The sequence below is a fragment of the Myxococcus sp. NMCA1 genome (assembly GCF_026810205.1).
Classification (GTDB): domain Bacteria; phylum Myxococcota; class Myxococcia; order Myxococcales; family Myxococcaceae; genus Myxococcus; species Myxococcus xanthus_A.
The window spans coordinates 166,940-193,257 of sequence record NZ_CP113950.1 but is presented as its reverse complement, the minus strand read 5'-3'; the positions used below and the strand labels follow the sequence as shown (position 1 = coordinate 193,257).

The window sequence follows — 26,318 nt, the reverse complement described above, 5'->3', positions numbered from 1 at the left end:
GGCTCACTCCAGCGACGGCGCCGTGTCGCCCGGCAGGAACACCTCCCGCGCGAGCGACACCGGCAGCCCGAGCTGGAGGAGCCGGTCGTGGAAGTCCTTCAGCACCAGCGTCTTCCCGCGCGACTCCAGGTGGCGGCGGTAGTCGTCGCGCAGCTTGAAAATCTGCATGCGCCCCACGGCGTAATACAGGTACGTGGGGTCGAGCGTGCCGCGCTCCACCTCGCGCAGCGCGGGGAAGGGCTCGAAGTACGCAATCTCCGCGTACCGCTTCGCCACCGCCTCCACGGGCTCTCCGTACACGTGCAGCGCCAGCGCCGCGTACCAGCGCGCGTGCCGCTGGAGGGCGCGGCGGAGCTGCCCCAGCCGCACGGCCGGGTCGCCGTTGCCCAGTCCTTCATCCACCATCATCTGCTCGGAGTAGTGCGCCCAGCCCTCCACCAGTGACGCTGGGGTGAAGACCTTGCGCACGTCCGTGGGAATCCGCGCGCCGTAGAGCAGCTGCACGAAGTGGCCAGGCATGGCCTCGTGGACGGTGATGCCCAGCAGGCCCGCGCGGTTGAAGTACGTCAGGTGCTGGGCCTTCTGCTCGGGCGTCCAGCCGGGCTCTACGTTGGTGATGTTGTAGAAGGCCTCGGTGGCCTTTGTCTCGAAGGGGCCGGGGGTGTCCATGGACGCGAAGCCCAGCCGCGCGTAGGGCGGCGTCTCCCGCACCACGGGCAGCCGGTCCGACGGCAGCGTGAGGATGTTCCGCTCGCGAACGAAGCGCTGCAGCTCCACCAGCTGCGCCCGCGCCGACGCCACCAGTTCCTCCGCCTTCGGGTGGTCCTTCACCAACTCCGCCATCACCTGCTCGGGCGTCTTGGAGGCGTCCAACCGGGCGGCCTCGCGCGCCACCCAGGCCTTGTAGTCGCGGATGGCGCGCTCGTTGATGTCGCGCAGCGCGTCCGCGTCCAGCGTGACGTGCTCCTCCAGCGCCAGCTTCTTCTCGAAGCGCTCGCGGCCCAGGCGGAAGTCACCGTCCGCCTTGGGCAGCAGCTCGCGCTCCAGCCACACCGCGAAGGCCTCCATCTGCCGCGCGGCCTCCTCGCGCGCGGCGGAGAAGGCGGCGCGCTCGCTCAGCGGTACCTGGGCATACCCCTGCGCCGCCAGGGCCCGGGGCAGGTCCGTGCGCAGGTACGCCACGGTGCCGCGCGCGTCGCGCAGCGCGTACTCCGCCCACAGCTTCGGCACGCCGCTCAGGTTGAACTGCGCCGCGTCGAGCACGCCAGGGATGCGCGCCATCCGGGAGCGCATGGCGCGCATGCGCTCGGCCACAGGGGCGAACTCGCGTGACGACAGGCCGTCCAGCCCGCTGGAGATGATGCCCACGTAGAAGCCCGGGTTGCGCTCCCAGGGGCGCACCTCCTCCAGCTCCAGCAGGTCGGCACGCATCGCGTTCTCCAGCACGCGCACGTCCACGGCGGCATCTCCCGACAGGCCACCGCGCGCCACCGCCTGCTCCAGGCGCGTCAGCCAGCCGCGCAGCGCTTCCGCCTTGCGCTTCAGCGCGTCCGAAGAGACGTCCGGCAGGTGGGCGTCATGCATGTGATAGCCGAGCCGCGTGGCCCGGGTGGGATTCGCCGCCGCATACCAATCCAGATACTCGCGCGCGAGGAGGACATAGTCGGCATCCGCGGCGGAGACTGAAGCGGTGGGCATGGCCGTGGAGGACTCCGGCCCGGCCCCGGAGCGCGATGCGCAAGCGGAGACACAGGCCAACAGGACGAATGCGGAGCGAATGCGCATGGCGCGCCGAGTCTCGTGATTGAACGGCGGTTCGGAAAGCGGGAAGCGCGGTCTGGATGATTCTCCGTCGAACAGCTCTCGCCCGAGCTGTCGACTGAAGGTCCCCATTCTCGTACGCCGAGGCGTCCGCGGAGGGCGACTGTCACGCAATGACAGCCCTGGACCGACTCGCGGACGGCTTGGGTTTCGTCACATCCCGGCCAGATTGCGCGACCGCGGCACCCCACCGCAGCCAGCCCCACCGCAACAAGGAGTGAGTATGCGTCTTCGCGCACAAAGCCTTCCTTTGCTGTTGTCCGTCGCTTCAGGCATCGCCACCCTCGGATGCGGCATCGAAGCCCCTTACCCGGTTCGCCTGGAGCACGGGGAGGTGGAAGCCGCCGTCGGCCGGGAAGACACCGCGCGCCTGGGTGCGTCTTCCGGCTGGCAGCTGTGCGACACGACGGCCCGGCTCGTGCGAGACATCGTCCCGGGCGCGGGGCACTCCCATCCGCGGGACCTCACCCACGGCAACGAGGTCCTCCTCTTCTCCGCCACGGATGGCGTGGGGGGCCGAGAGCCCTGGATGAGCTCGGGCGTGGCGCCGGGGACGCGTCCGCTGATGGACGTGCACTCGGGGGGACAGGGCTCGGACGCGGGCCCCTTCCTCCAGTGCGGGACGACGACGTACTTCGCTGCGAAGAACAGCGTGCATGGCCGCGAGCTCTGGAAGACGGATGGCACCACCGAGGGCACGGAGCTGGTGCATGACATCTCGCCGGGGGCGCTGGGCTCCGACCCGGACCACCTGACCTTCTACGACGGCGTGCTGTACTTCACGGCGAACGATGGTGTGCATGGCCGCGAGCTGTGGCGCAGCGACGGCACCGAGGAGGGAACCTTCCTCTTGCGTGACTTCAGCACGGAGGGAGACCTGGTCTCCAGCCACTTCGAGTTGGTCGCGGGGACGAACGCCCTCTACGTCAAGGTGAACATCTTCTCACCGACCGACCGCCAGTCGAGCCGGGTGCAGCTGTACCGGACCGATGGCGCCAGCTTCGTGCGTCTGGTGGACGGGACGGAGGACAACATGCTGGGCGACCTGACGCCGGTGGGGGACAAGCTGTTCTTCACCTGGAACTTCGATGCGCCGGAGACGCGGCTCTACGTCACCAACGGCACGTCGAGCCTGGTGCGTTACGTGTACACGTTCATCGGCGCACCGCTGGGAATGGTCTCTTACAAGAACAAGCTCTTCCTGAGCGCGGCGACTGGAGCAGAGGGGGTGGACTTCGAGCTGTGGCGCAGCGACGGCACGACGTCCGGCACGACACGGGTGAAGGACATCCACCCGGGCGCGGTGCCGTCGCAGCCGACGAACCTCACGGTGGTGAAGGACCGGCTCTTCTTCGTCGCGGATGACGGGGTGCACGGCCGCGAGCTGTGGAGCAGCGACGGGACGAGCGCGGGGACGCAGCTGCACGCCGACATCGCCGTGGGCGCGCTGGGCTCGGAGCCCTCGGAGCTGACGGCCGTGGAGGAGTACCTCTTCTTCAGCGCCTACACGGAGGCCGGGGGCCGGGAGGCGTGGGTGAGCGACACTCGGGAGCAGGGGGCGTTCGAGGTGCAGGGCATCGCGCCGGGGAACATGCACTCGCTCCCGACCGACTTCGTACGCTCGGGGTGGGACCTCTACTTCGTCGCCAGCGACAGCACCGACTACGGCCGCGAGCTGCGCGCGCTGCGCATCCGGCCAGCGGGCATGTGTGACATGAGCGGCAACGGCGGGCTCTGAGCGGTAGGCGCCTGCCCGCCCTCGGCGCAGCCAGCCCCAGGGGCCAGCCGGGACGGCAGTGGCCCCCTTCCCTTCCTGGCGCCGGGTGCCCACATCGGAGAACTGTCGAGTGGCAGGGGGCACCAGGAGCCGGCTGGTGTCCCCTTTTTCGAGCTCCCAGAGCGGCCGTCCGTCCTTGGAATTGTACGCCTCCGTGCATTTCTCCCCGCCTCCAGCGTCGTCTTGGGCAGAACTGTCATGCTGCTGTCCCGCTGCGGGCCAGTGCGTCTGACGCGTGCGGACGAGCCAGGGCTGGGCTAAGCGTCTGCCTGCCCGTCGGGTACCGCACAGGCCGGCGCCTGCGGCCCGCTCGCTGGAGGAGGTTTCAAGCGATGTCCGACACCGTGGTGAAGAAGAAGCGCCGTTGGCCCTATGTCCTTGGAGGAGTCTTCGCGCTCCTCGTCATCGTCGTGGCCGTGGCGCTCTGGCGACTGGACGCCATCCTGCTGAAGACGGCCCGCGACCAGGCGGCCACCTATTCCCAGCTCCTGGGACGTCCCATCGAAATCGGGGACATCTCCACCAAGCTCTTCCCCACCATTGGCGCCCAGGTGGAGAACGTCACCGTCGGCCCCGCCGAAGGGGAAGACCTGCCGCTGGCCCAGCTGGCCTTGATTGACGTCCGCGTCGCCGCGGGCCCGCTCCTGTCCTCCAGCGGCAAGGACATCCAGGTGAAGAACGCCGAGGTCTCTGGCCTCACCGTCAACCTGGTCCGCTTCGCCGACGGCACCACCAACGTGCAGCGCCTGCTCCAGCGGCTGGAAGAACAGCAGCCCAAGGAAGAGGAGGCTCCGGCTGAAGAGTCGCAGCCCATGGACCTCTCCGGCGTCCACGTGGAGCGCGCGGCCCTCACCGACGGCGCCATCCGCTTCGTGGACCGCGGCGCCGGAGCGCAGGCCCGCGAGCTGGGCGTGAAGGACCTGGACATCGAGGTGAAGGACCTCCGCGTGGGCAAGCCGCTGGTGGTGAACCTGGCCGCCGCCGTGCTCGCGGACACCCAGAACCTCCAGGTGTCCCTGCACGCCGCGCCGCTGCCGGCCACGCTGGTCCCCACGCCCGAGCGCGTGACGCTGAAGGCGCAGAAAATCGACCTCGCCCCGCTGGGCCCCTTCCTGCCGCCGGACATCGGCCTGCAGGCGGGCACGCTGGACGCAGACTGGCAGGCGGACCTGGGCGGCGCCGTTCCCGGCGGCCAGGGCCCCACGAAGCTGGTGGGCATCATCAAGGCCCTGGGCCTGAGCTTCACCGGCTCCGAGGGTGGCAAGGCGCTGGACGTCGTCATGGACACCGACGTCGCGGGCGACATCACCACCGGTGACCTGGCCCTCAACAAGCTGAAGGTGGACCTGGGACCCGCGAGCCTCACCGGCAAGGGCAGCGTGAAGGGCCTGCTCACCGACAAGCCCGCGGTGGAGGGCTTCGAGCTGACGGGCCGCAACCTGGACCCGGCCGCGCTCGCCGAGTACTACCCGCCGCTGCGCAAGCAGCTCAACGGGATGATTGCCGGCCCCATCGGCCTGGACGTGCGCGGCAGCGGCACGCAGGACGCACAGGCGATTGACGTCAACGTGGACCTGACGCCCGTGCGGCTGCGCGTGCCGGCCCAGCTCACCAAGGACGCGGGCGGGGCGATGAAGCTCTCCGCGCGAGTCTCCGGCGCGGCGGCCACTGGCGGCGCCCTGCGCTTCGACGCGAAGGCGGACCTGGGCGGCATCGACCTGCGGCCCGGCCTGCTGGTGGACAAGGCCCCGGGACAGCGGATGGACCTGAGCGCCGCGGGCACCTACGCGCCCGGCAAGGGCTCCGGCATGAAGGTGGACATCCCCAAGCTCACCGCGAACGTGCTCGCGGACACGATGACGGGCAGCGCGTCCTTCGCGCTCGCGGGCTCGGGGAAGAAGCAGACGACGACATTCTCCGCGGACCTCAAGAGCCAGAAGCTGGACGCGGACGCGCTGATGATGAGCGAGGAGGAAGTCCAGGCGCGCGGCGGTCCGCCGCCGGAGGAGCCGCCGTCGGATGACCCGACGCGCTTCAACGGCTACCGGGGCGACATCCGCTTCGCGGTGGGCACGCTGCGCTACATGGAGATGAACATGACCCACGTGACGGGCGTGGTGAAGATGACCGACGACCTCATCGCGGTGGAGAAGTTCTCCACGGGCGTCTACGGCGGACGCATCGTCGCGGACGGCACCACGGTGCGCCTGGGCCCTCTGCCGGAGCAGCGCCCCTTCGAGGCGAAGGTGAAGGTGGAGGGCGTCGCGGTGGAGCAGGCGCTGACGCAATTCACTCCGCAGAAGGCCGTGACGGGAAAGTTCAACGGCAACGTGGACGTGAAGGGCGTGGGCTACACGCCCGACCAGCTCAAGCAGACGCTGCTCGGTGGCATCAACGGCGACCTGCTGGATGGCGAGCTGCTGGGCAAGGACCTGGTGTCCGCGGTGTCCGAGCCGCTCGCCAAGGCGCTGCCCATCGCGGCCAAGGGCCTGAAGAACGAGCAGGTGACGAAGCTGGGCGGCGACCTGCCCTTCAGCGTGCAAATCAAGAACGGCGTGGCCCAGCTCTCCAAGCCGCTGACGTGGTCGCGGCCGGAGGCGGAGCTGAGCTTCGACGGCGGCATCCGGCTGGACGGCGCGCTGGACCTGACGGGCTCCGTGTCGCTGTCGCCGTCCACGGTGAAGACGCTGACGCTGGGCAAGGTGACGCCGCCGGCCGCCATCCCCGTGGGCCTGAAGCTGACGGGCCCCGCGTGGAAGCCGGAGGTCACCAGCCTGGACGTGAAGCCAGCGGTGACGCAAATCGCGAAGCTGGCGGCCTCGTCGCTGGCGGGCAACCTGATTGGCGGCGAGCGCGGCCAGCAGGTGCAGGGCCTCATCGAAGGCGGCGAAGACAAGCTTCGCGCCGAGGCCGAGGCCAGGCGCAGGGAGTTGGAGGCCAAGGCCGCCGAGGAGAAGGCGCGCCTGGAGGCCGAGGCCAAGAAGCGCGCCGAGGAAGAAGCGAAGAAGCGCCTGCGCGGCCTCTTCGGGAAGTAGGTGCCGCGGCCCGCGTCCCCTGAAACACGCTGAAACGGTCGGGAAACACCCTGTTCACCCCGTCACCCGAGGCCTGCCCTCGGGGACGAGTGTGGCATGCGCCCTGCTAGGGCTTCCTGCCCGTTTCACGTGTCACAGGGAGCGCGCGACATGCAGACGAGCGAGGACTTCGGCCGCGAGGATTCGGTGACGCCGTCCAGCCCCGTGGTGGTGCCGGTGCGCGAACACCATCGCGTCCTCATCATCGGAGGAGGCACAGCCGGAATCGCGGTGGCCGCCCGGCTGGCGCGCGCCGGGCAGAAGGGCGTCGCCGTCCTCGAGCCTTCCCAGCACCACTACTACCAACCCCTGTGGACGCTGGTGGGCGCCGGGGAGGCGCGCATCGAGGACACCGTGCGCAACGAGTCCCGCCTCATCCCGCGCGGCGTGAAGTGGGTGCGCGACGCCGCCACGGAGATAGACCCGGAGGCGAGGGAGGTCCTCACCCGCGGGGGCCTCCGCCTGGGCTACGACTTCCTCGTCGTCGCCCCTGGCATCCAGCTCGACTGGGACAAGGTCGCGGGCCTTCGCGAGGCGCTGAAGACGCCGCACGTCAGCAGCAACTACGACGTCCAACTCGCGCCCAAGACGTGGCGCCTGCTCCAGAACTTCCAGGGTGGCACCGCGCTCTTCACCCAGCCCTCCACGCCCGTGAAGTGCGCCGGGGCCCCGCAGAAAATCATGTACCTGGCCGCGGACCACTTCCGCCGTACCGGCGTGCTGGAGCGCACCAGCGTCGTCTTCGGCTCCGGCGCCAAGACCATCTTCGGAGTGAAGCCCTTCGCCTCCGTGCTGGAGGGCGTGGTGCACCGCTACGGCATCACGCCCCGCTTCCAGCACAACCTCATCGCCGTGGACGGCGAGCGGCGCGAGGCCACCTTCGAGGCCCCGCGCGACGGGCAGACGGAGCGCATCACCCTGGCCTACGACATGATGCACGTCACCCCGCCGCAGAGCGCGCCGGACTTCATCAAGCGCAGCCCGCTGTCCTGGCAGGAGGGTCCGAATGCCGGCTGGGTGAAGGCGGACAAGTACACGCTCCAGCACCCGGACCATCCGAACGTCTTCGCGCTCGGCGATGCGTCGGACCTGCCCACCAGCCGAACGGGCGCCGCAATCCGCAAGCAGGCGCCGGTGCTGGTGGAGAACCTCCTGGCCTGCATGAAGGACCTGCCCTTGCCCGCGCGGTATGACGGCTACGCGTCCTGCCCTCTCACCACCGGCTACGGGCGCCTGCTGCTCGCCGAGTTCGACTACGACGGCAAGCCCGCACCCACCATCCCCTTCATCGACACCATGCAGGAGCGGCGCGACATGTGGCTGCTGAAGAAATACGGCCTGCCACGCCTCTACTGGGCATTCATGATGCGGGGCCTTGCGTAAGACGCCGGGAGCCGGGCTATGCACCGACGATGCCCACCTCCCACCTCGCGCTCCCCGCCCTGGATGCCCTCGCGGGCCCCGTGCTGCTCGTGGACGACGCGCGGAAGGTGACCGCGCTCACGCCCGCGCTCGAAGCCCTGCTGGGCGGCACACTGCGCGCCGGGACGCCGCTGGCGCAGGTCCTGGTGCGCGCTGACGGCGCGGCGGAGCAGTTGGACGCCGTCCTGAAGAACGGGCGTGAGGCCTCCGTCCGCCTGCGCGTGGGTGGGCGCTCGAAGCCCGTGCGGGTGCGCGCCGTCCCCCTGGCGCGAGGGCCTCGGGCATCCGGGTGGGCCCTGCTCCTCTCGCCTGACGCGGAGGAAGAGACGAACGGTCGCGCGGAGCTGTTCCACGGCCTGTGGACCCAGGCGCCCGAGCTGCAGCGCGTCTTCCGCATCGTCGAGAAGGTGGCCCGCACCGAGTCCAGCGTGCTCGTTCGCGGGGAGTCGGGCACCGGCAAGGAGCACATCGCTCACGCGCTGCATGCGCTGTCAGCACGGGCGCGCGGGCCGTTTCGCGCCATCAACTGCGCGGCGCTGCCGCCCAACCTGCTGGAGAGCGAGCTGTTCGGCCATGTGCGCGGCGCCTTCACGGGCGCGGTGCGCGACAGTCCGGGACATTTCCGGCTCGCGGACAAGGGCTCGCTGTTCCTGGACGAGGTGGCGGAGATGCCCCTGGACCTCCAGGCGAAGATGCTGCGTGTACTGGAGACGCGCACCGTCATCCCCGTGGGAGGCCGCCAGCCCGTGCCCGTGGACGTGCGCATCATCGCCGCCACGCACCGGCCGCTGCGGCGCGAAGTGGAGGCGGGACGCTTCCGCGCGGACTTGATGTACCGCCTGCGCGTGGTGCCGCTCTTCCTGCCCACGCTGCGGGAGCGACGAGGCGACATCCTCCCGCTGGCCCTGCGGTTCCTGGAGGAACTGCACCAGCGAGGCGCCCGCCGCGTGGAGCGCTTCTCTCCGGGTGCCCGCCGATTGCTGGAGGAGCACCCCTGGCCCGGCAACGTGCGCGAGCTGCGCAACGTGATGGAGTACGCCTATGTCATTGGCGAAGGCCCGGTGGTCCGAGAGGCGGACCTGCCACCGGAGTTCTCCGAGCCGCGGCAGGCCGTTCCCGTGACGCAGCCTCCCCTGGATGCTTCGCTGGAGCCGGAACGGATCCGCGCCGCGCTCGCCCAGGCGGGCGGCAACCGCTCCGAGGCCGCGCGCCTGCTCGGCGTCAGCCGCGTGACGCTGTGGCGGCGCCTGCGCGACCTGGGTGCGTCGGTGGAACGCTGAGCGACGGGCGGGCGTCGGCCACGAAACACCACGAACATTGCCCTCAAACGACGTTTCACTCCTGTTTCAGGTGCGTTTCACGGGAGCGCGCTTGAAGCATGCCGTCTTGCCCGCAGGGTCCGTCTCCGCAGTGCCGGCAAACCGTGTCCCCTCGACACGAGTCCCGCCACCGCCATCGCCCCGCCTGCTGGCACGTCACTGGCAATGACGGCCTCGCACCCCTACTCCGACGGAGGCGAACGATGCTCTTCCGCCAGCTCTTCGACGCGGACACCTCGACGTATACGTACCTCCTGGCCGACGAGGCCACGGGCGCCGCCGCGCTCATCGACCCGGTGCTGGAACAGACGGAGCGCGACCTGAAGCTCCTCCGGGAGCTGGGCCTCACGTTGTCCGTGGTGCTGGAGACGCACGTCCACGCCGACCACGTCACCGGCGCGGGTGTGCTCCGCGAGCGGACAGGCGCCACCGTGGTGGCCTCCAGCCGCGGCGCGCCCTGCGTGGACCAGACGGTGCACCACGGAGACATCGTGCGCGTGGGCGGCCTCGAAGTCCGTGTCCTCGAAACACCCGGTCACACCGACGACAGCCTGAGCTTCCTCTGTGAGCGCCGCCTCTTCACCGGAGACGCGCTGCTCATCCGAGGCACCGGAAGGACGGACTTCCAGAACGGCGACCCGGGCCAACTCTACGACGCCATCACCCGCGTCCTCTTCACCCTGCCCGACGACACGGTGGTGTACCCCGGCCACGACTACGCCGGGCACGCCGTGTCCACGGTGGGCGAGGAGAAGCAGCACAACCCCCGGCTGGCCGGGCGCACGCGCGCGGACTTCATCGTCTTGATGAACGCGCTCCAGCTCCCACCTCCCCGGAAGCTGGACGTGGCCGTCCCCGCCAACCGGGCCTGCGGACACACGCCGCCCTCACCTTCCCTCCAGGCCTGAAGTCACGCGGAGCCCCCATGCATCCTCTCTTCGACAACGCCACACCCCATCCCGCGGGCTACCGCGACGTGGACGTGGGACAGCTCGCGGCGTGCCTGCCCTCCGAGCTCACGTTGGTCGACGTGCGTGAGGCCGCCGAGCTCGACGGTATCCTGGGCCACGTCGCGGGCATCCGGCACGCCCCCTTGGCCACGGTGCCGGACGTCGTCGACACCTGGCCGCGTGACACGGACGTGGTGCTGATCTGCCGCTCCGGGGCGCGCTCGGCGAGGGCGGCCACGAGCCTGGTCACCCTGGGCTTCACTCGAGTGATGAACCTGCGAGGCGGGATGCTCGCGTGGAACACCGCGCGGCTGCCCGTGGTGCGCCCCGTCCCCCACACCCTGCCCACCCTGGGCACCGTCCGCGACGGACTGCTCGACGGCCTCCACCGCGCCCTGACGCCGCCGCCCCATGAAGCGCCCACCGTGCCCCCCATGACGACCCCGTCTCGGGAAGCCCTCACCGCCGTGCTCGACGCGCTCCAGGCCGCGCGGCCGACGGGTGTCCGGGACGCCGCCGCCTTCGAGCACCTGCTGCGCACATACCGGGACCTGCTCGCCGCCGCGCGCGCGGAAGGCGAGCGGTGATGCTGTACGCGGGCATCGCGGGCTCGCTGCTCGTGGGCATCCTGCTGGGCCTGCTCGGAGGTGGCGGCTCCATCCTCACCGTGCCGCTGCTCATCTACGTGCTCGACGTCGAGCCTCGGACGGCCATCGCCATGTCCCTGGTGGTGGTGGGCGTCACCAGCGCCAGTGGCGCCTTCCTTCACGCGCGCGCGGGCCGCGTCCGCTGGCGCACCGCGCTCGTGTTCGGCACAGGTGGCATGGGCGGGGCATTCCTTGGCGGCCGGCTCAATCCCCACCTCGCGCCCGACACGCTGCTGCTCCTGTTCGCGGGCGTCATGGTGGCCGCCGCAGTGGCCATGCTTCGCCGCCGGGAAGCCGGGCCCGTCGCCACCAGCGTCCCCCCGCTCCCCGCTCCGCGCGTGCTCGCACAAGGCATCGCGGTGGGCGTGCTGTCGGGACTGGTGGGCGCCGGGGGCGGCTTCCTCATCGTGCCCGCGCTGTCTCTGGCGGGACTGTCCATGCCAGTCGCCACCGCCACGTCCCTGGTGGTCATCGCGCTCCAGTGCGCCGCCGGCCTGGTAGGCCACCTGGGCCACCTGGACCTGCCCTGGATGCTCACCGGCGAAGTCCTCCTGGCCGCGATGACGGGAAGCCTCGTGGGAGGAAGGCTCGCGGGGCGCGTCCCCCCCGCGTTGCTGCGCAAGGGCTTCGCCGTGTTCGTGCTGACCACCGCCGCCTTCATCCTGAGCGCCCAGGCTCCCGCGCCCCTGCGTGAGCGCGTGTGGACGGAGGGGCTGTGGCTCTGGAGCGTGGCGCCTCTTGCCGTGGGCATTCCCGTGACGGTGTGGCGTCTGCGGGTGGCCCGCCAGCGTCAGACCGCGCAGGCCCTGCCCCGGTGAGGCACCGTCACGAGGATGCCAGCGGCACGGTGAAGTGGAAGGTGGAGCCGCGTCCCAGCTCGCTCTCCACCCACAGACGGCCGCCATGCCGCTCGACGATGTCTCCGCAGATGTAGAGCCCCAGCCCCAGGCCACCGAAGCCCGAGATGGGGGCATTGCGAGCGCGGAAGAAGCGCTCGAAGAGGTACCCCTGCTGGTCCCGCGGAATGCCCATGCCTTCGTCCTGGACGGAGACGTGGGCGTGGCGGTCCTCCCGAGCCACCCGGACGCGAACCGTTCCCCCACTGGGGCTGTACTTGAAGGCGTTCTCCATCAGGTTGACCAGGACCTGCGCGAGCCGGTCCGCATCGCCCAGGACGACGAGGGGCGCGTCCGGCGCTTCATACTCGACCCGGTGGTGCGCGCTGGACAGGCGCATCTCGGAGACGACGTCGTGGGCCAACTCCTGCAACACGACGGGCCCATGCTTCAGCGTCAGCCGCCCCTCCTGGATGCGCGAGGTGTCCAGCAGGTCATTCACCAATCCCGTCAGGCGGCTCACCTGCATCAACGACTTGTCCACGTGCCGGGCGGAGGCCCCGTCCCCCTCGGTGCCGTGTTGCCGCAACATCTGGAGGTGCAGCTTCAGCGGCGTGAGCGGCGTCTTCAGCTCGTGCGCGGCGATGGACAGGAAGTCGTCCCGCACGCGGATGGCCTCCTGGGCTTCGCGCAGCAACCGCTCGCGCTCGGCCTCGGCCTGCCGCTCCGCCGTCACCTCCCGGTAGCTCCACACGCGGCCGATGATGGTGTCCCCCATCCGCTGCGGCAGCGACTTGCGCTCCAGGATGCGCCCGTCCAGCAACTCCACCGTCTCCACGTCCACCTGCTCGGAGGCCTCAAAGCGCTCCCGGATTCGCGAGGTGAACGACTCCGAATCCTTCACGCCGCCCGCCGCGCGCTCCAGCACCCGCTCCGCGTCGCGGTCCACCATCATCTCCTCGGTCAGCCCCCAGATGTCGAGGAAGCGCTTGTTGAAGGCCGTGACGCGCTTGTTCAGGTCCACCACGATGACGCCTTCCGCAATCGAGTCGAACGTGGCGCGCAGCACCGAGTTCATGTGCGCCAGGCTCTCCGGCGCGTGCCGCGTCACACCGCCTTCGGCGGCCTGCCCCGGCGAGGACTCGGGAACCTGGAGGCGCGCGCAGGCCCCCAACAATGTGCCCTGCTCGTCGAACACGGGCAGGACGAAGGCATTCAGGCCCGGCTCCTCGTGGACACCGGCCTTGCCATGGAGCGCGGGCCGCATCGCCTGCGCGAGCCAGGGCAGCCGAGCGAGCACCGCATCCACGTGGAGCCCTTCGATGGGCTCGCCATGCGGTCCGGTGGCATGTGTCAGCGCCTCGTCCATCCAGACCACGCGTCCGTGCGCGTCGACGATGAGCGCCGCCTGGAGCGCGTGCCCCAATCTCAGCAGCACCGGAGCGAAGGCGGGCCCGCTCGGGTGACGGGCCTCGGCAGGCCCCGGCGCGCCCCATCCGCTCCCTCCTTGCTCATGGATGTGGGCCTTCGACATGGGCGCTCCTCGGCCTCGTTGGCGGGACATTTCCGGCGGAAAGATGCGGCGCCCGCCAAGGGCATGAAAGGGGCCGCCCTGCTCGGCTGCTACCGCCAAAGGGGCTCCGACCCCAAGGCCGCTTGCCATGCGAAAGCGGTAGGCTCCCGCCGTATGACGACCTCCCGCCTCGCGATGCTGTTCCTGGTGCCCGTGCTGACCACGGGCTGTGCTTCCACCGCCAGCGCCACCCGGCCGGCCGAGCCCGCGACGGAAGCGGCGGCCCCCGAAGCCACGTCCAGAGCGCCCTCCGGCTATGGCTACAGCAAGGACGACCCCATCCACGTGGGTGGAGGTGTCGGCGGCGAACACGAATACCTCCAGCACCTGCGGGGACCGCAGGGGCAAAAGGTCCGCTACGAGCGGCACGGGAGCTGCTGCGCCTTCGAGTCGGAGGGCGCGCCCTTCGGCAGCGGCCTGCTCGACGTGTACGTCGTCACCTACGACGGGCTGGAGGAGCCGGTGATGATGTACCTCAACATGTATGAGCGGAAGGACCCTCGCGCCCCCGAAGGCTTCCGCCTGGATTGACGCGCGCGACGAGCAGTCGCCGGTGATGGGACCCGCGACCAGCGGGCCCGACATCCATTCGGACGCGGGCTGGGACACTTCGCCGTGGGGAGCTCCGACACCAGCAGGAATCCAGACACGCGAGCGAAAGTCTTCGCGGCCCTGAATTCTAGCAGGCACGCGTCTCCGCCGTTGACCGCCGCCAGGTCCGCGCGGAGATTCCCGGCATGACGCTGAGAGCCATGACCGACGTGGGCGCCGAACTGGGCCTGTCTCCCGAAGACGTGCTGCCGTGGGGAACCCACCGCGCCAAGGTGTCGCTGGACGCGCTCGGCAAGCGGGGCGGCCGGCAGGGACGCCTGGTGCTCGTGTCCGCCATCAACCCCACGCCGCCGGGGGAAGGCAAGACCACCATGTCCGTGGCGCTGGCCATGGGCTTGCGCAAGCGGGGGCGCCGCGCGGTGGCGGCCCTGCGCGAGCCGTCCCTGGGGCCCGTCTTCGGCGTGAAGGGCGGCGGCACCGGCGGCGGGCAGGCCAGCCTGGAGCCCGCTGCCGACATCAACCTGCACTTCACTGGCGACTTGCACGCCATCACCAGCGCCAACAACCTGCTGTCCGCGCTGGTGGACAACGCCGTCTTCTACGGCCAGCCGGTGGCCTTGGATGCCACGCGCGTGCGCTGGCGGCGCGCGCTGGACATGAATGACCGATTCCTGCGCAACGTCATCGTCGGCCTGGGCGGCAAGGCGCAGGGTGTGCCGCGCGAGGACCACTTCGACATCACCGCCGCCAGTGAGGTCATGGCCATCCTCGCGCTCGCGGAGGGGCTGAAGGACCTGGAGACGCGGCTGGGACGCGTCATCATCGGCCACACCCGGGACGGCCAGCCGGTGCGCGCGCGCGACGTGGACGCGGCGGCGGCCATGGTGGCGCTGCTCAAGGACGCCCTGATGCCCAACCTCGCCCAGACGCGCGAGGGCGGCCCGGCGCTGGTGCACGCGGGGCCCTTCGCCAACATCGCGCACGGGTGCAGCTCCGTGCTGGGCACGCGCATGGGGCTGGCGTACGCGGATGAAGTCGTGACGGAGGCGGGCTTCGGCTTCGACCTGGGCGCGGAGAAGTTCCTGGACATCAAGTGCCGCGGCAGCGGGCTGTGGCCCCGGGGCGTGGTGCTGGTGGTGACGCTGCGCGCGCTGAAGCACCACGGTGGCGCCGCCCCCGCGCGCGTGGCCGAGCCGGACCGCGAGGCCCTGGTTCGCGGCTTCGCCCACCTGGAGAAGCACCTGGAGTCGGTGGCCGCCTTCGGCCTGCCGGCAGTGCTGTGCGTCAACCGCTTCCCGCAGGACACCGAGTCCGAACTGGAAGAGCTGCGCGCCTTCGGCAGGGCCCGCGGCGTGGAGACGGCCGTGTGTGACGGCTTCTCGCGAGGTGGTGACGGCTCGCTGGAGCTGGCCGACCGCGTGCTGGAGATGCTGGACGGCACGGACGCCGCGCCGCCCCAGCCGCGCTTCCTCTACGACGTGGCGCAGACGCCCGAGGAGAAGGTGGCCGCCATTGCCCGCACCGTCTATGGCGCGGACGACGTGGCCTTCACCGCGAGCGCGAAGAAGGACCTGGACGCCGTCCGCGAGCTGGGTGGCGCCGGGCTGCCGGTGTGCATGGCGAAGACGCACCTGTCGCTGTCGGATGACCCCACGAAGCTGGGACGGCCGCGCGGCTTCACGCTCACCGTGCGCGAGGTGCGGCTGTCCGCGGGCGCGGGCTTCATGGTGGCGCTCACTGGAGAAATCCTCACCATGCCCGGCCTGCCACGCGAGCCCGCCGCCCGCCGCGTCACCGTCCACGACGACGGGCGCGTCACCGGGCTGATGCAGGGGGAGTGAGCCCAGGCCCCAAGCCGGGGTGCCACCCAGGGCGGTGGCACCCGCGCGGCCCCGAGGCGGCGTCAGACGCGGAAGCCGGTGGACAGCACCTGGAGCTGCCCCAGCGACGCGTTGATTTGCGTCACCGCCTGCTCGGCGGTCATCGTGGCCGTCACCACGTCCGCCATCATGGAGGACAGCGTGGTCATCACCTCGGTCATCTGCGCGATGCCCGCGTTCTGCTGGGTGACAGAGGCCACAATCTGGCGCGCGGCCTGACTGCTCTCCTGCACCACGGTGGTGATTTCCTTCAGCGTATTGGCCGAGGCGAGCACCTGCTCGATGCCCTCCTCCATCTTCTCGCTGTCGCCCTCGGCGATGCCCACCGTCTGGCGGATGGCCTGGTTGATTTCGAGGAGAATCTTGCCGATGCGCTGGGTGCTCTGCAGCGACTGACCGCTGAGTGAGCGCATCTCCCGCGCCACCACCGCGAAGCCCCGGCCCTGCTCCCCGGCGCGCGCCGCTTCGATGGCCGCGTTGAGCGCGAGCACGTTGGACTGGTCCGCCAGGTCCTTCACGCTGCCGATGATTTCACCGGCGTGCACGGCCTGGTCGCTCAGGTGCCCGATGCTGCCCACCAGCGCGCCCACGCGCTGGCGAATCTGCTGGAGGCCCTCGGCGCTCTTCTCGATGGACTCCTGGCCGGACGCGCTGAACGCATCCGCCTGTCCCGCCACGCGGAGCACCATCTCCGCGCGGCTGGCGGCCATGCTGGACGTCTGCGCGATTTCGGCGATGGTGGTGCTCGCCTCGGTGAGGCTGCGGGACTGATTGGTGAGGAAGTTCACCTGCTCCTGGCTGGCCTGCGTCAGCGTCTTCGCCGCGTTCGTCAGGTCCGTCACCACCGTCTGGATGGTGGTGGGCACGTTGCGCAGCCGGGTCACCATGACCTGGAAGCCGCGCGCCAGCTCTCCCACTTCGTCGTGGGCGCTCACGTCGATGGCCTGCGTCAGGTCGCCCTTCTCCGCGATGCGCGTGGCCACGTAGGTCAGCTTCGCCAGCGGCAGCGTCACCTCGCGGTGCAGCCAGTAGGCCAGCCCCACCGTCAGCGCGATGCACAACAGCACCAGCACGCACACCGTCCAGGTGGTGGCGCGGTGCAGCCCGGCCACCTCCGCGTAGGAGGTCGCGATGGCCTGGCCATCCGCTTCCACGGCCCTCTCCAGCTCATGGGACAGCGACGCGGCCAGGGACTCCACGCTTTCGAGCGTGGACGCCGCCTTCTCGTCACCCTCCACCGCGAACGTCACCGCCGCCGTGGAGTTCCGCCAGTACGTGGCCAGGGACGACTTGAGTTCATCCACCCGCTGGAGGTTCGCGTCCGGTACGGCCCTCGCCAGGTCGAGCTTCGACTGGAGCGCGTCCACCTCCGCGCTCAGCGGCTCCAATCCTCCCGCCGCCTTCGCCGCCACCGCCGCCAGCACGTTGCGGTGCAGGCCCGGGAAACGGTGCATCACCTCACGGCTCAGCTCGATGGTGGGAACCTGCGAGCTGCTGATGCGCGCGTACACGCTGCCGGAGCGCGCGCCCAGGGCGATGAACGCCACCAGGATGGCCACCAGGAACACCGCGACAACGGCCGGCAACAACATCATCTTCTGCTTGAGCTTCAGACGCACCCGCTGGCCTCCCCGCTACCGTGAGCACCCTTCAACGCCCGCGACTCCATGCCGCGCGCCGCGGCCAGAATCCGGCTGTGGAAGAGCCACCCCGTTTTCCAGGGCCCGCTGCACCAGCACATGTCGCCATCCTTCCGTGGACTCCCGCGGGAGCCACATCCTCGTGCGGCCGGTGCTCACGCCGCGCGTCGTAGGATAGCCAACTGTCTGCGGGCTGGTAACTCTCACCACCCGTGTCATGCAGACAGACGCGGAGCGCCGTGAAAGACGGGTGGGACCCGACCCCACCTCGGGGAGAGTGTCCCGGTAGCCCGGTTTCACCGCGCTCTCCGGGCAGGAGGGCAGGCCGCCGCTTCCCCGGTGGAGCCCCGTATCAGCGCACGGAGCGCTGGAGCGCGGGCGCAATCTCCTGCTGGCAGGTCGCGTCACATTCCGTGAAGCGGGTGAGGAAGTCCGCCATCTGCGCGCAGCGCTTCGGGAAGCGGCTGGTGCCCGCGTCGCCCATGCACATCTCGCGGAAGGAGTCGCGCGTCTCCTGGAAGAGCGAGGCCCGCTGCACGGGAGACAGCGCGTTCAGCGCCCGGTTCTCCCCGCCCTGGAGGTACAGCCAGACGCCGCCGAGCAACAGCAGCACCAGCCCCACCAGCACGACCTTCCGGGTCCGCTTCTCGGCCGGCGAGGGGCCTCGGGCTCGGGAGAAGACGTTCTCCTCTTCACCGTCTTCGGGCGGTGGGCCGCCCGCCATCATCCCCATCAAGCGCATACGCCCCCTGTTCCAGCCCAAACCGGAGAGCAACGCCAGCACGGAGTGCAGCGGATGTGCGGCAACCGCCAACACCTGGGCGGCCATTGCGTGTGCTCCCGCACGCTGGACGGGAGTCTGACCGTGCGGCGGCGGGGATTGCACCTAGGATGAAGCCATGGACGTTCGAGAGCGCCCCATGCGGGTGCTGGTCGTGGACGACGAGCGGAACATCCGCCACACCCTCCGCGTGTGCCTGGAGGGCTTCGGCTGTGAGGTGCGAGAGGCAGCCACGCCCGAGGCCGCGCTGGCCGCGCTGGCGCAAGGCCCCGCCGACCTGGCCTTCGTCGACCTGCGGCTGGGCACGGCCAGCGGCATGGAACTGCTGCCGCGCCTCCTGGCCGAGTCACCCCACCTGGACGTCGTGCTCATCACCGCCTACGCCACCTTCGACACGGCGGTGGAGGCGATGCGGCGCGGGGCGCGGGACTATCTGCCCAAGCCCTTCACACCCGCGCAGATTCGCCATGTGGTGGAGAAGGCGCGGCGGCACCAGGAACTGGCGTCGCAACTGGAGAACCTGGAGGGGCAGCTTTCCCAAGCGGTGCCGGAAGCCACGTTGGAGACAGCCTCGCCCGCGATGCACGCGGCCATCGGGCTGTTGACGCGCGCGGCGGCGTCCGACGCGGCGGTGCTGCTTCGGGGAGAGAGTGGAACGGGCAAGGGAGTGCTCGCCCGCGCGCTGCATTCAATGAGCGCCCGGCGGCGCCGGCCCTTCGTCACCGTCAACTGTCCCACGCTGTCCGAGCAACTGCTGGCCAGCGAGCTGTTCGGCCACGTGCGCGGCGCGTTCACTGGCGCGGTGAAGGACCAGCCGGGACGCGTGGAGGCGGCGGAGGGGGGCACACTGTTCCTGGATGAAATCGCGGAGATGAGTCCGGGGCTGCAGGCGCAGCTCTTGCGCTTCCTGCAGGAGAAGCAGTTCGAACGGCTGGGCGAGGGACGCACGCGCAAGGCGGACGTGCGGGTGGTGGCGGCGACGAATCGGGACCTGGAGAAGGACGTGGCGGAGGGGCGCTTCCGTGAGGACCTGCTCTACCGGCTGAACGTCATCGAGGTGAAGCTGCCGTCCCTGCGAGAGCGGCCGGAGGACCTGCTTTCGCTGGCCCGGCGCTTCGTCTCCTTCTTCGCGCGCGCGGCGCAGCGCCCTCCGCCGGAGCTGTCGCCCGCGACGGAGAAGATGCTGCTGGCCTATGGGTGGCCGGGCAACGTGCGCGAGCTGCGCAATGCGATGGAGCGGGCGCTCATCGTCTGGCCGGCGGAGGTGCTGGAGCCGCAGGCATTCCCGGACCGCATCGCCGCGGCGGGGAGTCCTGTGATGACGCTGGGCGGGCCGCACACGCTGGAGGGCATCGAGCGCGAGCACGTGCTGCGCGTCATGGCCTCGGCACCCACGCTGGACGAGGCGGCGCGGGTGCTGGGCATCGACGCGTCCACGCTGTGGCGGAAGCGGAAGAAGTACGAGTCGGGCGAGGGCTGAGCGCGGCCGGGTGAGCACGGGCCTGGGAGCGCCCGTGTGCCCGGCTCTCGTCAATGGTGTTCCACGGGAGCGGACCGGGCAGGGCTTCACCGCGTGCCTGGAGCGGCGATTGCGGCGTCCTGCGCGCATGCGGAGCGTTGGAGGACACCGAACCGATTCCAAGGAGCGCAGACGTGGACGTGATTGACCTGTTGATTCAGCAGCACCGCGAAGTGGAAGCGCTGTTCGATGCCTGTCGCGCGGCGAAGGACGACGCGAGCAAGCGAGAGCTCGGCATCCAGCTCGCGGAGGCGCTCACGTTGCACACCACCATCGAGGAGCGCTGGGTGTACCCCGCCGCGCGCCGGGTGGTGGGGGACAAGCTGATTCAGGACTCCGTCGAGGAGCACGGGGAGATGACGGAGCTCATCGCCCAGATGATCCGCGCCCGCAACGACCCGCAGAAGCTGGTCTCCCTGTTCGGTGAACTGGAGAAGGTCGTGAAGGACCACGTGACGATGGAGGAACGGGACGTGCTTCCCAAACTCGGTCAGAAGGTCACCGAGGAAGACCTGGGCATGTCGTGCAAGGACATCGTCCGCACCGCCTCCGAGGTCCGCCGCGAGGAGATGCAGAAGCTCCAGGGGCAGGCGAACGTCTGAGGGCCCGAGTTCAACTCACGGGGACGTCAGCAGCGTGAAGACGAGGGCGCGGTGTTGCCCTGTGGCACACCGTTCCTCGGCTGGCAGCGGTCAAGCTCCCCGCGTCACGTCCTCACGCGCTCGCCGGCCCGGGCTCCTGCCGCCGGGGCAACGTGAACCAGAACGTGCTTCCCTGGCCGGGCGTACTCACCACACCAATCTCCCCGCCGTGCGCCTGGACGATGTCCTTCGCGATGGACAGCCCCAGCCCCGCGCCTCCCGCGGGCGCGCCGGGCGCCCGGTAGAACTTCTCGAAGATGCGCGCCTGTTGCTCCGAGGCAATCCCCTCCCCCGTGTCCTTCACCTCGAAGCGCACCCCGTGCGCGTCCCGCGACACGCGCACCTCCACCTCGCCTCCCGTGGGCGTGTGCTTCACCGCGTTGCCCACCAGATTCCCCAGCACCAACCCCAGCCGCTCCGGGTCCACGTCCACCGGCTCCACGTCCAGTCCCACCTGCTTCGACAACCGCACCCCGCGCTCCTCCGCCGCCGCGCGCTGTGCGTCCAGCGCCGCGTCCACCAACTCCTCCGCGGGCACCCGGCGAATCTCCAACTGAAGATGCCCCGCCTGGATGCGCGACAAATCCAGCAGGTCATCCACGATGCCCTGCAGTCGCTCGCAGTCCTCGCGCGCCGCGAACAACAGGTCCGCCTGCTTCTCCGTCACCGGCCCCACCACGCCCTCCGTCACCAGGTGCAGCGCCATGCGCAGCGACGTGAGCGGCGTGCGGAACTCGTGCGCCACCGTGGCCACCAGGTCGTTCTTCAGCTCGTCGAAGCGCCGCAGCCGCGTCACGTCCTGGAGAATCACCGTGGCCCCCACCACCTCCCCTGACTCCCCGTACACCGGGCTGCCACGCGCCAGCAGCCACCGGTCGCCCTCCGGGAGCGGCGCCCGCACCGCCTCTTCGTACCCGCGCGGCTGATACGCCCCTCGCCCCGTCAACACGTGCTCACGCACCCGCTCCAGCACCGCGCGCGCCTCCGGCACCACCCGCCCCAGCATGTCCCCGCCCGCTTCCAGCGACAGCCGCAGCACGTCCTCCGCCGCGCGGTTGACGTTGAGCAGCCCTCCGTCCGCGCCGAACACCACCACCGGGTCCGGCAGGCTGTCGATGGCCGCCTGTGATGCCGCCTGCGCCTGGAGCAACTCACCCAGGCTGCTGCGCCGGTACTGCTGAAGCGCCTCTGCCATGGCGTTGAAGTCCCGCCCCACCTGCGCGATTTCGTCCTGTCCCTCCACCACCGCGCGCACCGCGTAGTCGCCCTCGCCCAGGCGCCGCACCGCCTGCGACAGCACCGACACCGGACGGAGCGCCCGGTGCGTCAGCGACTGCGAGGCGAACAACCCCACCACGAAGGCCACCATCACCGCCGCCACCATCACCGTGTTCACCCGCGCGCTCTGCCGCTGCAACGCCTCGCTCTTGCGCACCATGGCGTCCTGGTTCAGGTCCAGGATGGCCCGGGCCGCGCCGGTCACCTCCTGGAAGGCCGGCTCGAGAACACCGAAGTACGCCTCCCGCGCCCCCTCCGGCGACGACTGGGCGAGGAACCCGTCGTAGACCTCCTGGTAACGCCGCCAGGCCGTGCGCAACTGGAGCGTCGCCGCATCCTCGGCGGGCTCGGTGACGTTGCCTTCCTGCACCCGCAACTGCGACTCCAAGCGCGCACGCTGCGCCGCCTGCTGCGTCAGCCCGCGCTGCCGCTCCCCCGCGATGATGAAGAGCGCCCCGCTGTCCATGCGCTCCAGTTGCGCCATCATCTCCTGCGCGGCCAGCACACTGCGGTAGTTGTCCTGAAGCACCCGAGGCCCAGAACGCCCCAGCTGGGACAACGTCACCACGGCCACCATACCCACCAACAGCAGCGCCAGGGCCAGGGGTGCTTGCGCCAACAACAACCGGGCTCGCAGCGTCATGGACGGCGTCCCTCCTCGCGCGGCTCGAAGGCCACCACGTGGATGTCGAAGCCCCGGCCTTCGCGCACCAGCCTCATGTCCACCGCGCGCCCCAGCCGCTGCTTCCACCACGGCTGATGCGAACGGCCGACGATGATGTGGCCCACGCCGTGCGAGCGCGCGAAGTCCAGGATGCCCTCCACCGGGTCTCGAGCCCTCAGGCGCACCACCTCCGCGCCCAGCTCCTTCGCCTTCTCGATGTTCGTCAACAGATGCCGCTGCGCCTCCGCGTCGATGAGGTGCGGCGCCTCGCGCGGCGTCTCCACGTACACGACGAACCAGTCCGTGTTCAGCCGGCCCGCCATCCGTGAGCCCCGGCGCAGCAGCGTCGCCGCGTGCCGGGGATAGCTGGACAGCGCCACCAGCACCCGGCCCCACGCCGCGCCCCGCTGCGAACCTTCATCCCCCTCCCCCGGAGGCGGCCTCGCGGTGGCGCGGTCCAGGCTCTCCGCCACCTCACGCAGCGCCAGCTCGCGCAGCGTGGCCAGGTTCTCCTCCTTGAAGAAGCGCTCCAGCGCCCGCGGCACCTTGTCCTTCGCGTAGATCTTCCCCATCCGGAGCCGCTCGTGCAGGTCCTCCACCGCCAGATCCAGGTTCACCACCTGGTCGGCGGCCTTGAGGAAGCTGTCGGGCAGTGTCTCCCGCACGGTGACTCCGGTGGCGCGCTCCACCAAATCGTTGAGGCTCTCCAGGTGCTGGACGTTGAAGGCCCCGATGACGTTGATGCCCGCGTCCAGCAACTCCTGCACGTCCTGGTAGCGCTTGCGGTGGCGGCACACCGGGAGGTTGGTGTGAGCCAGCTCGTCCACCACCGCCACCTGGGGCTTGCGCGCGAGCACCGCGTCCAGGTCCATCTCCTCCACGGTGACGTCGCGGTAGGTGTACTGCTTGCGCGGCACCACCTCCAAGCCCTCCACCAGCGCCTGCGTGTCCGCGCGGTCATGCGGCTCCACGAAGCCCAGCACCACGTCCACGCCGCGCCGCTTCAGCGCGTGTGCCTCCTCCAGCATCCGGTACGTCTTCCCCACCCCGGCCGCGAAGCCGATGTAGAGCTTGAGCCGGCCGCGCCGGCCCCGCTCCACCAGCTCCAGGAAGTCCTCCGCGCGCGAGCGCCGCGTCATCGTCATCCTTTGCCCATCCGGTGGGACGCCGGGCGGAGGATGCCCTCGCGCCCGGCGAATCTCACGTGGTGAATGCGCGTGCCCCCACGTGGCTCAAGGTGCGCCCTGGCTCGGCGAGGCCCCGCCCCCCACGCCCGGCGCCGCGTCCGGAAGCGGCCCGAAGCGCCGGTCCAACGCGATGTTCAACAGCAGGACGTTGACACGCGGCTCGCCCAGCACGCCAAAGGTCCGCCCCTCCACCAGCGCGTCCACCACGTTCAGCACCCGCTCCAGCGCCACGCCGCGGGCCCGTGCCACCCGCGCCGTCTGCCAGCGCGCCGCCTCCGGCGACAGGTGAGGGTCCAACCCGGACGCGGACGTCGTCACCAGCTCGGCGGGCACGGGGCCCGCCGCATCCGGATTCTCCCGGCGTAGGCGCTCCAGTTCGGCCGCCGCGCGTTCCTTCAGCTTCAGCGACGTGGGGCCCAGGTTGCTGCCCGAGGACGCCGCGCCGTCGTAGCCCGCGCCAGCGGCGGAAGGACGCGGATGGAAGTACCCCGCCCGGGTGAAGCCCTGGCCGATGAGCGCGCTGCCCACCACGCGGCCCCGGTCGTCCTTCACAAGCGAACCGTTGGCCTCACTGGGAAAGAGAAGCTGGGCCAGCCCGGTGACGGCCAGCGGGTACAGCAAGCCCGTGAGCACCAGGGTGACGACGCAGGTGCGCAGACCGGTGAGAAGTGTGGAGAACATGGGGATAAGTCCTTTCACGCCAGACCCACGGCGCCGAGCAGCACGTCGATGACCTTGATGCCCACGAAGGGAACAATGACGCCGCCCACGCCGTACAGCAGCAGGCTGCGCCGCAGCAGGGCCTCGGCGCCCAGCGGGCGGTAGCGCACGCCCTTCAGCGCCAGGGGGATGAGCAGGATGATGATGAGCGCGTTGAAGATGACCGCCGACAGCACCGCGCTGAACGGCGAGGACAGCCCCATCACGTTGAGCGGCGCAATCTGGGGAAAGACGCCCATGAAGAGCGCCGGGAGGATGGCGAAGTACTTCGCCACGTCGTTGGCGATGGAGAAGGTCGTCAGCGTGCCGCGCGTCATCAGCAACTGCTTGCCCACCTCCACCACCTCCAGCAGCTTGGTGGGGTTGGAGTCCAGGTCCACCATGTTCCCGGCCTCCTTCGCCGCCTGGGTGCCGGTGTTCATCGCCACGCCCACGTCCGCCTGGGCCAGCGCCGGTGCGTCGTTGGTGCCGTCCCCCGTCATGGCCACCAGCTTGCCGCGCCCCTGCTCGGTGCGGATGAGGGCCAGCTTGGCCTCGGGGGTCGCCTCGGCCAGGAAGTCATCCACGCCCGCCTCGCGTGCAATGGCCGCCGCCGTGCGCGGGTTGTCGCCCGTAATCATCACCGTGCGGATGCCCATGGCGCGGAAGCGGTCGAAGCGCTCCTTGATGCCGCCCTTCACCACGTCCTTCAGGTGGATGATTCCCAGCAGCCGCGCACCGTCCGCCACCGCCAGCGGCGTCCCACCCGCGTCGCCGATGCGGCCCGATGCATGCGCCAGCTCGTCCGGCACCGCGCCGCCATGGGAACAGACGTACGTGACAATGGCGTCCACCGCGCCCTTGCGGATGCTGCGCGGGTGCGGGTCCACCAGGTCACAGCCGCTCATGCGCGTCTGCGCGGTGAAGGGCACGAAGGTGGCGTGGTGCGCCTGGAGCTCGCGCGGGCGCATCTTGTACGTGTCCTTCACCAGCGTGACGATGGAGCGACCCTCGGGCGTCTCGTCCGCGAGGCTGGCGAGCTGCGCGGCCTCAGCCAACTCCTCCATCCGCACTCCCGGCATGGGGAGCAGCTCCGTGGCCATGCGGTTGCCCAGGGTAATGGTCCCCGTCTTGTCGAGCAGCAGCGTGTCCACGTCACCCGCCGCCTCCACCGCGCGGCCGCTCATGGCCAGCACGTTCTTGCGCAGCAGCCGGTCCATGCCCGCGATGCCAATGGCGCTCAGCAGGCCACCAATCGTCGTGGGAATGAGGCACACCAGCAGCGCCACCACCGCCGTGCCCGACAGCGGCACGCCCGAGTAGAGCGCCAGCGGCACCAGCGTCACGCACGCCAGCAGGAAGATGAGGGTGAGCCCCACCAGCAGGATGTGGAGCGCCACCTCGTTGGGCGTCTTCTGCCGGGCCGCGCCTTCCACCAGGCCAATCATCCGGTCCAGGAAGGACTCGCCGGGGTTGGCGGAGATGCGCACGCGGATGCGGTCGGAGAGCACCTTCGTGCCGCCCGTCACCGCCGAGCGGTCACCACCCGACTCGCGTATGACGGGGGCGGACTCGCCGGTAATCGCGGACTCGTCCACGCTGGCGATGCCCTCCACCACCTCGCCGTCACCGGGGATGAGGTCCCCGGCCTCGCAAATCACCTCGTCGCCCTTGCGCAGGTCCGGCGCGGGCACGCGCTCCTCGCGCCCGTCCTTCCAGCGACGCGCGGTGGTGTCCTTGCGCATCTTCCGCAGGGCGCCAGCCTGGGCCTTGCCGCGGCCCTCCGCCACGGCCTCCGCCAGGTTGGCGAAGAGCACGGTGAACCACAGCCACAGCATCACCTGCACGGTGAAGCCCAACGGCGCGGCATCCGGGTGCGGCGACACCACGTCCTTCACCACCAACACCGTGGTGAGCAGACTCCCGGCCCACACCACGAACATGACGGGGTTGCGCGCCACGTCGCGCGGGTGGAGCTTGCGCAGGCTGTCCACCAGCGCCGGTTTGAGCAGCGAGGCGTCCAGCAACGACGCCGGTTTCGAAGCAGGCGAGGACATC

The 26,318-nt window shown here is 70.3% G+C and carries 19 protein-coding genes; 11 read left to right on the top strand and 8 right to left on the bottom strand.

The annotated features are described in order from the left end of the window. Positions 1 to 3 precede the first annotated feature (3 nt). Positions 4 to 1,698 carry a DUF885 domain-containing protein gene (locus OZ403_RS00795; protein ID WP_237080116.1) on the bottom strand — a complete coding sequence of 565 codons (1,695 nt, stop codon included), beginning with the start codon at positions 1,696 to 1,698 and terminating at the stop codon, positions 4 to 6. A 457-nt stretch (positions 1,699 to 2,155) separates the two neighbouring features. On the opposite strand from OZ403_RS00795, the gene OZ403_RS00790 reads away from it, so the two are divergent. From OZ403_RS00790 to OZ403_RS00760, 7 genes are all read left to right on the top strand, one after another. Further along, positions 2,156 to 3,559, top strand: coding sequence for an ELWxxDGT repeat protein (locus OZ403_RS00790; protein WP_268783250.1), 1,404 nt, complete (start codon positions 2,156 to 2,158; stop codon positions 3,557 to 3,559). Between the two features lie 371 nt (positions 3,560 to 3,930). After that, positions 3,931 to 6,633 carry a DUF748 domain-containing protein gene (locus tag OZ403_RS00785; protein WP_268783249.1) on the top strand — a complete coding sequence of 901 codons (2,703 nt, stop codon included), beginning with the start codon at positions 3,931 to 3,933 and terminating at the stop codon, positions 6,631 to 6,633. A gap of 150 nt (positions 6,634 to 6,783) precedes the next feature. Beyond that, complete coding sequence (locus OZ403_RS00780) at positions 6,784 to 8,055, top strand: NAD(P)/FAD-dependent oxidoreductase (RefSeq protein ID WP_140786645.1); 1,272 nt, start codon at positions 6,784 to 6,786, stop codon at positions 8,053 to 8,055. A gap of 29 nt (positions 8,056 to 8,084) precedes the next feature. Next, positions 8,085 to 9,374 (top strand): sigma-54 interaction domain-containing protein, encoded by a 1,290-nt coding sequence (locus tag OZ403_RS00775; protein WP_268783248.1) that lies wholly within the window; start codon positions 8,085 to 8,087, stop codon positions 9,372 to 9,374. A 242-nt stretch (positions 9,375 to 9,616) separates the two neighbouring features. Then, complete coding sequence (locus tag OZ403_RS00770) at positions 9,617 to 10,321, top strand: MBL fold metallo-hydrolase (RefSeq protein ID WP_140786643.1); 705 nt, start codon at positions 9,617 to 9,619, stop codon at positions 10,319 to 10,321. A gap of 17 nt (positions 10,322 to 10,338) precedes the next feature. Beyond that, a complete protein-coding gene (locus tag OZ403_RS00765; protein WP_140872976.1) occupies positions 10,339 to 10,950 on the top strand; it encodes a rhodanese-like domain-containing protein in 612 nt (203 codons plus the stop codon). After that, complete coding sequence (locus OZ403_RS00760) at positions 10,950 to 11,828, top strand: sulfite exporter TauE/SafE family protein (protein WP_268784934.1); 879 nt, start codon at positions 10,950 to 10,952, stop codon at positions 11,826 to 11,828. Before OZ403_RS00765 ends, OZ403_RS00760 begins: the two co-directional genes overlap by 1 nt. 7 nt (positions 11,829 to 11,835) lie before the next feature. Here the strand turns inward: OZ403_RS00760 and OZ403_RS00755 are convergent, their stop codons facing one another. Beyond that, positions 11,836 to 13,380, bottom strand: coding sequence for a sensor histidine kinase (locus OZ403_RS00755; protein ID WP_268783247.1), 1,545 nt, complete (start codon positions 13,378 to 13,380; stop codon positions 11,836 to 11,838). Positions 13,381 to 13,533: 153 nt separating this feature from the next. On the opposite strand from OZ403_RS00755, the gene OZ403_RS00750 reads away from it, so the two are divergent. Further along, positions 13,534 to 13,950, top strand: coding sequence for a hypothetical protein (locus OZ403_RS00750; RefSeq protein WP_268783246.1), 417 nt, complete (start codon positions 13,534 to 13,536; stop codon positions 13,948 to 13,950). 206 nt (positions 13,951 to 14,156) lie between these two features. Then, positions 14,157 to 15,812 (top strand): formate--tetrahydrofolate ligase, encoded by a 1,656-nt coding sequence (locus OZ403_RS00745; protein WP_140786638.1) that lies wholly within the window; start codon positions 14,157 to 14,159, stop codon positions 15,810 to 15,812. Between the two features lie 62 nt (positions 15,813 to 15,874). Here OZ403_RS00745 and OZ403_RS00740 read toward each other — a convergent pair whose 3' ends face one another. Both OZ403_RS00740 and OZ403_RS00735 read right to left on the bottom strand, forming a co-directional pair. Next, the gene (locus tag OZ403_RS00740) at positions 15,875 to 17,470 is read right to left on the bottom strand and encodes a methyl-accepting chemotaxis protein (protein WP_140796912.1); all 1,596 of its coding nucleotides are present in this window, start codon (positions 17,468 to 17,470) and stop codon (positions 15,875 to 15,877) included. 373 nt (positions 17,471 to 17,843) lie between these two features. Then, positions 17,844 to 18,320, bottom strand: coding sequence for a hypothetical protein (locus tag OZ403_RS00735; protein ID WP_237077912.1), 477 nt, complete (start codon positions 18,318 to 18,320; stop codon positions 17,844 to 17,846). A gap of 70 nt (positions 18,321 to 18,390) precedes the next feature. Between OZ403_RS00735 and OZ403_RS00730 the strand changes: the two genes are divergently transcribed. After that, entirely contained in the window at positions 18,391 to 19,752 is a 1,362-nt protein-coding gene (locus tag OZ403_RS00730; RefSeq protein ID WP_140796911.1) for a sigma-54-dependent transcriptional regulator, read from the top strand. Positions 19,753 to 19,925: 173 nt separating this feature from the next. Beyond that, positions 19,926 to 20,393 (top strand): hemerythrin domain-containing protein, encoded by a 468-nt coding sequence (locus OZ403_RS00725; protein ID WP_268783245.1) that lies wholly within the window; start codon positions 19,926 to 19,928, stop codon positions 20,391 to 20,393. A 112-nt stretch (positions 20,394 to 20,505) separates the two neighbouring features. Here OZ403_RS00725 and OZ403_RS00720 read toward each other — a convergent pair whose 3' ends face one another. The 4 genes from OZ403_RS00720 to kdpB form a co-directional block, all read right to left on the bottom strand. Then, a complete protein-coding gene (locus tag OZ403_RS00720; protein WP_140786634.1) occupies positions 20,506 to 22,353 on the bottom strand; it encodes a HAMP domain-containing sensor histidine kinase in 1,848 nt (615 codons plus the stop codon). After that, on the bottom strand, positions 22,350 to 23,519 hold the full coding sequence (locus OZ403_RS00715; protein ID WP_140786633.1) for a sensor protein KdpD: 1,170 nt from the start codon (positions 23,517 to 23,519) through the stop codon (positions 22,350 to 22,352). The genes OZ403_RS00720 and OZ403_RS00715 overlap by 4 nt, the downstream gene beginning before the upstream one ends. Positions 23,520 to 23,606: 87 nt before the next feature. After that, entirely contained in the window at positions 23,607 to 24,242 is a 636-nt protein-coding gene (gene kdpC / locus OZ403_RS00710; RefSeq protein ID WP_140786632.1) for a potassium-transporting ATPase subunit KdpC, read from the bottom strand. A 14-nt stretch (positions 24,243 to 24,256) separates the two neighbouring features. Further along, positions 24,257 to 26,317 (bottom strand): potassium-transporting ATPase subunit KdpB, encoded by a 2,061-nt coding sequence (gene kdpB, locus OZ403_RS00705; RefSeq protein WP_140796909.1) that lies wholly within the window; start codon positions 26,315 to 26,317, stop codon positions 24,257 to 24,259. Between the last annotated feature and the right edge of the window lies 1 nt (position 26,318).